Genomic DNA, 11930 nt, shown 5'->3' with positions numbered 1-11930 from the left:
AGCCTCCCTGTAGTCATGGATCACCAGCCGTCCAAGCCGCGCAAGAGCCAGCATGCCCAGATCGTTCAGGACTTGGGCATGCACATTGTTTCCGGTCGCTTCAAGCCAGAAGAACGCTTGCCCATGGAGGCCACGCTCTGCGAAGAGTACAAGGTCAGCCGCTCGGTGTTGCGTGAGGCTACGCGGGTGCTCAGTGCCAAGGGCCTGGTGTATTCCAAGCCACGGGTGGGCGCGGTGGTGCGGCCACGGTTGAAATGGCACTTGCTCGACCCGGACGTGTTGTCCTGGTTGATGCAGTCCACGCCCCACAGCGAGTTCTTCAATACCCTGGCCGGTGTACGCCGCATCCTCGAACCGGAGATCGCCGCCATGGCCGCGACCACCGCCACCGATGAAGACATCGCCACCATCGAAAAAGCCTACCTGGGCATGGAAACCGCCAAGACCCACGAGGACCTGTTGCAGGCCGACCTGGACTTCCACCGCGCCATCGCCGACGCCACCCGCAACGACCTGTTGGCCTATATGTGCAACATGCTGTCGCTGCCGTTGCGCGAGTCGATCAACATCACCAACCGCCGCCCCGACATCCAGGGCCTGAGCCTGCCCCGGCACAAGGCAATCCTCACCGCGATCCAGAACCGTGATGCCTTGGGCGCTCGGCATGCCTCGCTGGTGCAGTTGGATGACACGCGGGTGGCGCTGGATACGGTGATGAATGTGCTGACGCCGCTGTAACGTGGGAGCTGTCAACCCAGCTCTATCAGGCGTAAATCGATCCAAATGTGGGAGCGGGCTTGCTCGCGAATACGGTGTGACAGTCAAAAGATTCAGCGACTGACACTCAGCTTCCGCGAGCAAGCCCGCTCCCACAAGGATTATGCGGTGCACCTGCCATCCTGCTATTGATTACAGGGTGTAGGCGATCCCGACTTGTACGGTACGCGGCGCACCTGGGTAGGCGTAGAAGTTACCGAACGCACCTTCTTCATAGTCGCGGTTGAACAGGTTCTTCACGTCCAGGTTGAGCCGCACCTTCTCGTTGACCTGGTAGTAGCCGAGCACGTCGACCACGGTGTAGGCGTCCATCGAGAACGGGGTGTTGGAGGTCTGGCCGACACGTTCATCGACATACTTGGCGCCCGCGCCCAGGCCGAGCCCTTTGAGCGCGCCCTCCTGAAACTCGTAGACGTTCAGCAGGCTGAAGCTGTTGCGCGGGATGTTGGCCAGGTGCGAGCCGACACGAATGCTGTTGTCCTTGGTGACTTCGGCGTCCACGTAGGCATAGCCGCCGATCACACGCCACTCAGGTGTGAGGTTGCCGGCGACGTTCACGTCAAAACCACGGCTGCGTACCTGGCCCGCTGCGACCTTGTAGTTCGAATCCGTCGGATCGGTGGTCAGCACGTTTTGCTTGTCGATCTGGTAGATCGCCGCGTCAACACTCAGTTGCTGGTCGAACCCCTCCCACTTGATGCCCATTTCGTAGGACTTGCCCTTCTCTGGCTCAAAGCCGGCACCCTCACGGCTGGCGCCGGTGTTGGGTTTGAAGGAGCGTGCTGCGTCGGCGTAGACCGCCAGGCTGTCGGTGAGGTCGTAGGTCACGCCGACACGGGGCGTGACCGCATTGTCGCTGGCCTCCCAGCTTTGCCCGCCTTTCACATACGTCTCGTACTGGTGCTCGAAACGCTCGAAGCGCGCCCCCGCCAGCACTTTCAGGCGCTCAGTGAGCGCCACCTGATCCTGGACGAACGCTGCGTAGGTCTTGAGGTTTTCCTTGTCATGGGTGGGCGTGCTGGTGAGTGCCGGGCGCGGCTTGCCGTACACCGGGTTGAAAATATCGCTGGTGTAGGCGGCGGACGAGCGCTGGATGATTGACTTGTAGTCGTAGTCTTCAAACTCGACGCCGGTGAGCAAGGTGTGCTCGAACCCGCCGGCGGAGAAATGCCCGGTGAGGTTGAGCTGGGTGTCCTTGTCGGTCCACTCCAGCTTGCGGTAGTTGAAGTTGCGGTTGAGCGTGTGCCCGTCAGCCGCCAGGCTGTTGGCCTCGATGGCGTTGCCCTGCAACGTACCGTCCAGCCACTGGAAACCACCGCCCAAGGTCCAGTTGTCATTGAGTAGGTGCTCAAAACGCAGCTGGGCCATGTTGTTGTCGTTGTGCAGCTTGCCGACGTCTTTATCGCCCCAGAACGTATCGCGTGACGCGGTGCCCTTTTGATTGGCAAAGCGCGTCAGGCCACGGTCCAGCGGGTGGTTGTTGCGCATGAAGTCGCCCTCGAAGATCACCTTGGTGTCCTCCGTGGCTTGCCAGCTGAGGACCGGCGTCACGCCATAGCGTTCGGTTTCGACGTGGTCACGGAAGGTGTCGCCGCCCTCGCCCACCACGTTCAAGCGATAGGCCAGGCGACCTTCTTCATCCAGCGGGCCGGAAGCATCCAGCGTGCCGCGCTTCATGCCTTGGTCGTTCAATTGGCTGCCCAGGGTCACGCTGCGCTCGGCCAGCGGTTGCTTGGTCACCACGTTGAAGGTGCCGCCGGGATCGCCACGGCCATAGAGCATGGTCGCCGGGCCGCGCAGGACTTCCAGGCGCTCGATGGTGTTGGCGTCGGGCATGTTCGGGTAACCGCGATTGATCGGAAAACCGTTGCGGTAGAACTCGCCCGTGGTGAAGCCACGCACGGTGAAGGTGGTGAGGCCCTGCCCGCCGAAGTTGTTGGCACGCCCAACGCCACCGGCGTAGTCCAGCGCGTCTTGCAGGCGGGTAGCGCCGATGTCTTCAACCACAGCCTTGGAGACCACGCTGATGGACTGTGGCGTTTCATGGATCGAGGTATCGGTGCGCGTCGCACTGGCCGAGCGCGTGGCGTGGTAGCCCTGCACCGGGCCTTGTGCGGTTTCAAAGGCCGCAGCACCCGTCACCGTGGTGGCTTGCAGTTCGAGGCTGTTTTTTTCGACCGTCTCCACTTCTGCCCAGCTGAAAGGGGAAAACGCCTGAAGCACACAGAGGGAAACCAGGGTACGACGCATGGATGAAGAACCGAGTAAATGAGCCAGAGAGGGTGGCATATCCGCCATTTTTTGTGCCGCGCAGGGTATACCAAAATACCAGCCATTGATATTTATTCTCATTTGTCATGTTTGAATTTTCTGTCGGTGTGCGGGTATCAGCGTCTACGCTCAGGGTTCAGCCGGAGGAAGCGGCCATGTGCGGACGACTGTCGCAGTACCGCGGTATCCATGACTTCGTGGCGGCGTTGAGCATGCCCAATGCCCTGGTCAACAGCGTGGGGGAGCAGCCGCTCGGGCGCTACAACGTGGCGCCCTCGACGGGGGTGGCGCTGTTGCACCTGGAGCAAGCGGTGTTGCATGCCGACCGTGTGCGTTGGGGCTGGCGCCCGCACTGGGCCAAGGACCGCGCCCCGCCGATCAATGCCCGTGTCGAAAAAGTCGCGAATGGCGCGTTCTTCCGGGCGATCTGGCCACACCGCGCCATCGCCCCGGTCGACAACTGGTTTGAATGGGTGGACGAAGGCGGCCCGAAAAAACAGCCCTATCTCGTTCGCCGACGCGATGGCGCGCCCGTGCTCTGCGCGGCCATCGGCCAATTGCCCGACGCCGATGAGGGCGCGGGCGAACTCGACGGGTTTGTGATCATCACCGCCGACAGCGCCGGCGGCATGGTCGATATCCATGATCGCCGCCCCGTGGTTTTGAACCCCACGCTTGCACGGGAATGGCTGGACCCGGCGACGACGCGCGGCCGCGCCGAACAAATGGTGCTGCTGCAGGGCGAGCCCCCGGACGCTTTTGAATGGTTCAGGGTCGACTGTGCGGTGGGCAACCCACGCCACGAGGGGCCGCACATCATCGAACCCTTGACGGCCGGGCAGTAGAACCGATTCAGCGGCGTCGAACCTTTGTGCATGAACCTGCGTCCGAGCTAAGGCACTGTTGCCAACCGCCGCGAGGTTCCCGTTTGAAAGCCGCCATCCTCAAGAAGTACCGCCTGATCATCAAGACCATGGGCTACGTGGGCTGGGCCCTGTTCTGGCTGTTGTTGTGGGACATCGCCGTGACGGTGGATTTCATGCTGTTCCTCAACGCCAAGATCAACTTGCCGTTGATGCCGTTGACCCTGCTGGGCTCGGCGCTGGTGGTGCTGATCAGTTTTCGCAACAGCAGCGCCTACAACCGTTGGTGGGAGGCACGCACGCTGTGGGGGGCGATGGTCAACAACTCGCGCAGCTTCGCACGCCAGGTGCTGACCCTGCTGGACGACCCCGGCAGCGAGGCCAACCCGGTCAAGGCCAGCCTGCTGCGCCGCCATGTAGCCTATGTGAACTGCCTGGCCGCCCACCTCAAGGGCCAGCCGTGCCCTGACGAAGTGCGTGCGTTTATTCCGCCAGAGGAGTTCGCCCGCAGCGGCGCGACCAACAACTTTGCCAACGACATCCTCACCGGCTCTGCCGCCTTGCTCGCCAAGGAATACAAGGCCGGCCACTTGGACAGCATCCGCCTGGCACGGCTGGAATCGACACTGGTGGACTTGTCCAACGCCCAGGGCGGCATGGAGCGCATCGCCAACACGCCGCTGCCCTACCCCTACGTGTACTTTCCGCGCCTGTTCATTTCGTTGTTCTGCCTGATCGTGCCGGTGGGCCTGGTGGAATCCCTGGGCTGGTTCACCCCGCTGGCCTCCACGGTGGTGGGCTTCATGTTGCTGGCCATTGAGCGCATCGGCACCGACCTGCAAAGCCCGTTTCATTCCAGCGAACACCAGATCCAGATGGAAACCATCTGCGAAACCATCGAGAAAAACCTGCAGTCGATGCAGCGTGATGCGCTGGGCGGCGAGCGTATCGTTTAAACCCGCCTTACGGCCTAAAGTGCGTACTCCCGCAGTCGATATACAGGGGGTACGCATGGGCCCTATCCCCTCAAAACAACACATGCGACGCTCGACGCTACTGTTTTCTCCTTGCCAAAATTATAAATACCCGCGGGTGAAGTCATGAATATCAAGCAAAAGCTGACCTGGGCGTTTGCCGCCATCGCGTGCGTCCCGGTTATTTTGGTCGCTGTGTTGGTTGTGCTGAACCTGCGCGAGGGGGCCCTGGCCAATTTCCTCGACAGCAGCGGCCGAGAAATCCGCCAGATCGACAATGGCATGAAGCAGTTCTTCGACGGCATCAGCCAAAACGTCGACTACGTGGCCAAGGACCCGCGCGTTGTCGCGGCCAAGGACCTCAAGAGCTACGCCGGCGCCGACGCCGCGCAAATCCCCCTCACCCCGACCAACAAGGCGCTGCTGGAGATTTTCGACCAGTTCGCCAAGAGCCACCCGAGCACTGCCTACCTGTCCCTGGGCTTGAAGGACGGCGGCTACGCCAGTTGGCCCGACGACACCAAACTGAACAACTACGACCCGCGCGTACGCCCCTGGTACCAGGCGGCTATCGCCGCGCCGGGCAAGACCGTGCGCACCGGCGCCTATTATTGGGCGCCGGACGACGTGACGCTGATCGGCACCGTGCACACCGTGGCCGATGCCAGCGGCAATATCCTTGGCGTGGTCGGCCTGGACGTGTCGCTCAAGCAACTGACTGAGCTGGTGCGCAACATCAAGCTCGGCGACAGCGGCTACCTGATGCTGGTCGAAGCCAACGGCAACGTGCTGGTGGACCCCAGCGATGCCAAGCACAACTTCAAGCCCCTGGCCGACCTCGGCGCCAATTATGCCGAGCTGGCCAAACGCGGCGACGGTGTGACCCAGATCGACATCAACGGCGTGACCTACATGGCCAACGTGGTCAGCTCCAAAGACCTGGGCTGGCGCTTTATCGGCCTGATCAAGCGCGATGAAGTCATGGCCCAGGCGGCGAGCCTCACCTGGTTGATCGCCGCCATCGCGGCGGTGCTGGCGGTGATCTTTGCGATTGTCGGCGCCAGTTTTGCCCGGGTGATCGTGCGCCCGATCCGCGGCGTCGCCGACGGCCTGCAAGAAATCGCCGAAGGTGAAGGTGACCTGACGCGCCAGCTCAAGGTCGAGGGCAAGGACGAAACCGCCAGCCTGGCGGGCTGGTTCAACCAGTTCCTGAGCATGATCGCCCAGTTGGTGCAGCGCATCGGCAACGCGTCCTCCGACCTGCAGACCGCCGCCGCCGACACCCGCGAAGTGGCGCACAACATGAACCAGGCGGCCGGGCGCCAGCGTGAAGCCGTGGAACTGGTGAGCACCGCGTTCAATGAAATGGTCGCCACCGCCAACGAAGTGGCCCGCTCCTGCAGCGCTGCCGCGTCGAGTGCCGACGAAGGCTACCGCGACGTGCATGACGGCCAGCAGCACATCGGCGAGGCCACCGGCAGCGTGCTCAAGCTGAGTGAAGACTTGCAGCGTTCGACCCAGACCATGCAGCAGCTGGAGCAGGACAGCAAAAACATCAACACCATCCTCGACACCATCCGCTCGATTGCCGAACAGACCAACCTGCTGGCGCTCAACGCGGCCATCGAGGCAGCCCGCGCCGGTGATCAGGGCCGAGGTTTTGCGGTGGTGGCCGACGAAGTGCGCGCCCTCGCCCGCCGTACCGCCGACTCCACCGGCGAGATCGACAGCCTGCTGGGCAACCTCGCCCGCCGCACCCAGGAAGTCACCCAGCAGATGCAGGGCAGCCTGTTGGTGTCCCACACCAGCGTGGAACGCATCCAACAGGCCCGCGACAGTTTCGACAAGATCCGCGGGTCGGTGGATTCGATCCGCGACCAGAACACCCAGATCGCCACCGCCGCCGAAGAGCAGCACCAGGTGGCCGAGGAGATCAACCGGCACATCGCGCAGATTCACGCCGATGCGCAGTTGGTCGAAGGCTTTGCCCATTCGGCGCAGACCGGTTCCGGGCGGTTGACGGATATTTCCGGTCAGCTCAAGGGGTTGGTGGGCCGCTTCAAGTTCTGACCTGGCGGGCGGTGGCGACCTTGCGGACGCCACCGCCGGCAAGGGCTCATGATTTCAACCCACTTGCAGCTCGGTGGAACGGCCAGTGGCCTTGAAGAAAGCCAGCACGGCAATGCCCAGCGCGATCCAGCACGTCCCGCCAACCTTGGCGTAGATATCGGAATTGACCAGCACGTAGCTGATGATCACAAAGCCGATCAGCGGCACCAGCCCATGCACCACCCGGCGACCGGCGCCACGGTAGTGCCAGGCCACGGCCACATGAAGCAGCAGGAATGCGGTCAGCGCACCAAAGTTGCACATGGACGCCAGCAGGTTGATCTGCCCCACAAAGAACAGCCCCAGCACCAGGCTCAAGCCCGCCACCAGCAACGTGGCGCGTTGCGGCACGCCGGTGACCGGGTGCACCTGGCTGAGAAACTGCGGCAACTGGCGGTCCCGGGCCATGGCGAACAACAGCCGTGAAGTCGCCGCCTGGGCCACCAACGAGTTGGCAATGGCCGCGCCGATGGCCACGGCCAGGGCGATCACCACCTGCAACCAGGGCCCGGCCACCAGGCGGCCGATTTCGTAGAATGCGTTGTTCGACGCATCGGCATCCGGGTACTGCACCAGGTTGGGCTGCAACAGCGCCGCCAGCCAGGTCTGCACCATGAACAGCGCCGCTACCAAGGCCAGCGCCCACAGGGTTGCACGCCCGACGGCGCGGCTGCCGCCACGGGTTTCCTCCGACAAGGTGGAAATCGCATCAAAGCCCAGGAACGACAGCACCGCCACCGACAGCGCACTGAAGATCAGCTGCAAGGAAAACTCGGCCGGGTTGTACAACGGCTTCATCGTCCAGCTGGCGCCATTCACGCCGTTGCTGATCGCGATACTCGCCAGCACCACAAACACCACCAGCACCACCAGTTGCCCATAGAGGAACAAGCGATTGGCACGGGCCGTGGTCTGGATACCGCGCAGGTTGACCAGCGTATTGAGTACCACGAAAAACACGATCCACAACGGCTGGGGCACCGAAGGGATCACGTTGGCCATGGCATTGGCGCCGATCACATACAGCAAGGTCGGCACCAACAGGTAATCGAGCAGGATCGCCCAGCCCGCCAGGAACCCCAACTGGCTGCTCAGCCCGCGCCCCACATAGGCATACACCGAGCCTGCCACCGGGAACGCATGGGACATCTGCTGGTAGCTGATGGCGGTGAACAGCATCGCGACAAACCCGATCAGGTAGGTCAGCGGGACCATGCCGTGGCTGGCGTCGAACACCCCGCCAAAGATCGAGAATGGCGCCAGCGGCACCATGAACACCATGCCGTAGATCAGCAGGTCGCCGAGGCTCAGCTGGCGCTTGAGTTGTTGGGTATATCCGAAACGCGCGAGGTCCGCGCTGTCACCGGGGGTGGAAGAGTCGATCATGATGGCGCTCCGCAAGGGTTGAACACAAAGCTCACTCTAGGGCGACGCAAGCCCGCGCTCTATCCTGAAAACTACTAGGTTTTGGCCTTGGCAGAGTGTTTGCTTGCAAACCTGCGCAGCCCAACGCCCGGAGGCGCCATGCACACCGACCTGATTAGATTCAGCGAACACCTCGCCCACACCACGACGCTGGACGCGTGCCTGGCCGAGGTTCAGGCCGCCACCCAGCAACTGGGTTTCAAGACGCTGATCTACGACTACGCGCCCGTACCCGTCAGCCATGAGGGCGCGCTGATCACACCGTCGGTGTTCAAGACCCTGGATGCGCCGAGCGACATGCACGCGCTGTGGTGCGAGCGCGGTTACTACCAGATCGATCCCGTGCAGCAATGCGCGGCACGCCGTACCACGCCGTTTGCCTGGTCCTTCAGCACCGACGCGCCCTGGAGCGGCACCCTCACCGACGCCCACCGCCCGGTGGCCCACTATATTCGCGACTACGGCCTGAGCACCGGGCTGACCGTGCCGTTGCACCTGCCCGACGGCGGCTTCGCCACCCTCACCGCGATTGTCGACGGCACGCCCGCCGATGCCGAGCGACAAGCCCAGCACAACCTTGGCGAGATGCTGGTACTGGCCCACGCCTTCCAGGCCCGGGCCAGCGAGCTGCTGGCGCCGGCCGAGCGCTGCTGCAGCCACATCCACCTCACCCGCCGCGAGCGCGAGTGCCTGCAGCATTCGGCCAAGGGGCTCACGGCCAAGGGCATTGCCGCCACGCTCCACCGTTCCGAAGCCACGGTCAACCTGCACTTGATCGGCGCGGCGCGCAAACTGGGCGCACGCAATCGCGTCGAAGCCGTGGTGCGCGGCCTGCATTACCGGTTGGTGGAAGTCTGAGAACCTAGCATTTTTGCCAGTGCCCTTGCCGCGCACTTTTGACTAGCCTGTACCTCATTGATCCCCAAGGAGGTACACAACATGCAGGTTCGCGAAGGTTATGCCGATTTCCGTGGCCATCGGACGTGGTTCCGGGTCACCGGCGACTTGAATTCAGGGCGCCTGCCCTTGATCGTCGCCCACGGCGGCCCCGGCTGCACCCATGATTACGTCGACAGCTTCAAAGACCTGGCCAGCACCGGCCGCGCCGTGGTGCATTACGACCAACTCGGCAATGGCCGTTCGACCCACCTGCGTGACGCCGCCAGCGATTTCTGGACCGTGGAGCTGTTTCTCGCCGAACTGAACAACCTGGTCGCCCACCTGGGCATCCGCGACTACGCCCTGCTGGGCCAGTCCTGGGGCGGCATGCTCGGGGCCGAACACGCGGTGCGCCAACCGGCCGGCCTTAAAGCCTTGATCATCGCCAACTCGCCGGCGTCCATGGACCTGTGGTGCGAAGCCGCCCACGAGCTGCGCCAGGCACTGCCGGCGGAGGTGCAGGCCACCCTGCTGCAGCATGAAAACGCCGGCACCACCGACAGCGCCGAATACCGCGCCGCCTCGGACGTGTTTTACGCACGCCATGTGTGCCGCCTCGACCCGGTACCCGACGATGTGGCGCGCACCTACGCGGCCATCGACGACGACCCCACCGTGTACCACGCCATGAATGGTCCCACCGAGTTCCACGTGATCGGCAGCATGCGCCACTGGAGCATCATCGATCGGCTGTCGCGCATCCAGGTGCCGACGCTGCTGATTTCCGGGCGCTACGACGAAGCCACCCCGGCGACCGTGCAGCCGTTTGCCGACGGCATCGCCGATGTGCGCTGGCAGATCTTCGAACAGTCCAGTCATATGCCCCACGTGGAAGAGCGCGAGGCGTGCATGGCGTGTGTGGCGGCGTTTCTGGAACAACCCCAGCTAGAAACGTGATGACGTCAGCTCATGTAGCAGATTAGTGAGCTTCTGGTATCAGCATGTCGCTGATTAAACTTCGACGAAAAAAATCAAGGGCAGTCGCCTTCGGTAGCCCTTGACGAAGAATGATATCAAATTGGAATCAATCATCCGATTTGCATTACACTAAACCCTTTTCACGCTTTCCTGATCGGCTGTTGCCGTACCGTGAATAGGGAGATTCTGGTGTCGTTCAACGTTCGTAGCTGCTTCGCCGTGGGCGCAATAAGCCTGGCGTCCCTCAGCCTCACCGGCTGCTTTACCGAAGAAATTGATTCCCGACAGACACGGGAAATCCAAGGGTTACTCTACAAAATCCACGCTGACGACCCATTCACCGGACGCATCCTCAATTACCCGATGTCTGTACTCGGTTTGTTCAACGTCGGCACGTGCACCGTCGATATTAAAAAAGGCTTGCCCGACGGGGAAATCCATTGTTCGGATAACGCCGGTAACCTTTTGGCTTCAGGCGAATTCAAGGCGGGTAAACGCGACGGCAAAGAAGAAAAGTTCGACGCCAAGACCGGCAAGAAGACCCTGGTTGCCCACTGGAAAAACGGCCTTCAGGACGGCATTGTCGAACAGTTCAACCCGCAGAATGGTGAGCGCGTCCTCGAAGTGCACTACGCCGCCGGCAAGAAGAATGGCAATGAACGCGCCTGGGACAATGAAGGGAATGCGCTGATCGCAGATTTGCAATGGGACAACGGCCTGCGCAGCGGTTTCGACAACCGTGGCACCCAGCACCACACTTACCTCAACGGGAAGCAACACGGCCCCCAGAAGGATTACGGCCTGGACGGTAATCGGTTCTATGTTTCGCGCGAGGAAAACTACGAGAACGGGCTGCAACACGGTATTCAGCGCAGTATCGATGCCCGCGGCAACGTGACTGAATCAAGCGTGTTTGAACACGGTAAGCTGCGTACGCGCATCGTTGACGAATACAGCTACGACGGCAAACACATGCATCACGTTAGCCGCGTGGCGCTCAAGGATGATGTCAACGAGTTCATCGCCAGCGATTTGAACAATGATGGGATCGAACAATACTGGGACGACAAGGGCCATCTGATTCGCGAACTGCAATGGAACAAAGGCAAGCTAGTCAGCGCGGTCGCGACGGTGTGGGTCGGTGACCGTCAGGAAAGCCAGTTCCAAGGGATCGGACGCGACAACTATGATCAGCAACAGATCGTGGTCAAGCAGGGTCAGGAGCGGTTGTTCAGTGACAAAGGCGATTTGCAGGCGATCATTGTCTGGAATGCAGGCGACGCCAGCCAGGTACTCATTACCCTTGCACCCGACCTGCAACAACAGCACCCAGGGAAAATGGGCGTGCTCGGTGGTTTTCAGCAATGGGCCAACCCGATAAGCGCCGAACGTGACTTCAACAAACCCAGCGCCTACGTGGGAACTGGCTTTGTATCGCGCTATGAACAACTGGTCGATATCCCTGCGCCTGGTCAAGCCATAAATATCAATCCCCCCCCGGAACAGGTCGCGGCAAGCCCCCAAAGGAACAGTGGCGACCGCGAAAGCTGCGTACAGCGCCAGGTCGACGCAGTGCATGCCGAAGATCCTGATGCGCTGATCCGCTCTGACATGCTCGAAGAATTCGAGCAGGGCTGCCTGTAGACGTCTCTTA

The 11930-nt window shown here is 61.9% G+C and carries 8 protein-coding genes and 2 pseudogenes; 8 read left to right on the top strand and 2 right to left on the bottom strand.

What is annotated here, in order from left to right; all coding sequences use genetic code 11:
• The first annotated feature begins 15 nt into the window (after window positions 1-15).
• A complete protein-coding gene (locus M2394_RS21895; RefSeq protein ID WP_178919651.1) occupies window positions 16-738 on the top strand; it encodes a FadR/GntR family transcriptional regulator in 723 nt (240 codons plus the stop codon).
• 171 nt (window positions 739-909) lie between these two features.
• On the opposite strand, the gene M2394_RS21890 is transcribed toward M2394_RS21895, so the two are convergent.
• Window positions 910-3027, bottom strand: coding sequence for a TonB-dependent siderophore receptor (locus M2394_RS21890; protein ID WP_259174548.1), 2118 nt, complete (start codon window positions 3025-3027; stop codon window positions 910-912).
• 176 nt (window positions 3028-3203) lie between these two features.
• Between M2394_RS21890 and M2394_RS21885 the strand changes: the two genes are divergently transcribed.
• From M2394_RS21885 to M2394_RS30535, 4 genes and pseudogenes are all read left to right on the top strand, one after another.
• Complete coding sequence (locus M2394_RS21885; protein WP_259174547.1) at window positions 3204-3893, top strand: SOS response-associated peptidase family protein; 690 nt, start codon at window positions 3204-3206, stop codon at window positions 3891-3893.
• An 83-nt stretch (window positions 3894-3976) separates the two neighbouring features.
• Window positions 3977-4867 carry a bestrophin family protein gene (locus M2394_RS21880; RefSeq protein WP_178919649.1) on the top strand — a complete coding sequence of 297 codons (891 nt, stop codon included), beginning with the start codon at window positions 3977-3979 and terminating at the stop codon, window positions 4865-4867.
• A gap of 144 nt (window positions 4868-5011) precedes the next feature.
• Window positions 5012-6091, top strand: a pseudogene (locus M2394_RS30540) (cache domain-containing protein); the annotation flags it as partial.
• 321 nt (window positions 6092-6412) lie between these two features.
• A pseudogene (locus M2394_RS30535) lies at window positions 6413-6955 on the top strand (methyl-accepting chemotaxis protein); the annotation flags it as partial.
• A gap of 54 nt (window positions 6956-7009) precedes the next feature.
• On the opposite strand, the gene M2394_RS21870 reads toward M2394_RS30535, so the two are convergent.
• Complete coding sequence (locus tag M2394_RS21870; protein ID WP_259174545.1) at window positions 7010-8380, bottom strand: APC family permease; 1371 nt, start codon at window positions 8378-8380, stop codon at window positions 7010-7012.
• Between the two features lie 138 nt (window positions 8381-8518).
• Between M2394_RS21870 and M2394_RS21865 the strand changes: the two genes are divergently transcribed.
• The 3 genes from M2394_RS21865 (at window position 8519) to M2394_RS21855 (ending at window position 11920) form a co-directional block, all read left to right on the top strand.
• On the top strand, window positions 8519-9277 hold the full coding sequence (locus M2394_RS21865; protein WP_259174544.1) for an autoinducer binding domain-containing protein: 759 nt from the start codon (window positions 8519-8521) through the stop codon (window positions 9275-9277).
• 81 nt (window positions 9278-9358) lie between these two features.
• Window positions 9359-10255 (top strand): proline iminopeptidase-family hydrolase, encoded by an 897-nt coding sequence (locus M2394_RS21860; RefSeq protein ID WP_259174543.1) that lies wholly within the window; start codon window positions 9359-9361, stop codon window positions 10253-10255.
• Window positions 10256-10465: 210 nt separating this feature from the next.
• Window positions 10466-11920, top strand: a complete 1455-nt coding sequence (locus M2394_RS21855; protein WP_259174542.1) for a toxin-antitoxin system YwqK family antitoxin — start codon at window positions 10466-10468, stop codon at window positions 11918-11920.
• The last annotated feature ends 10 nt before the right edge of the window (window positions 11921-11930 follow it).

It is taken from the genome of Pseudomonas sp. BIGb0164 (genome assembly GCF_024810135.1).
Lineage (GTDB): Bacteria > Pseudomonadota > Gammaproteobacteria > Pseudomonadales > Pseudomonadaceae > Aquipseudomonas.
Note: the sequence above shows the minus strand (reverse complement) of the source record. Positions and strands in the feature narration are given on the sequence as shown.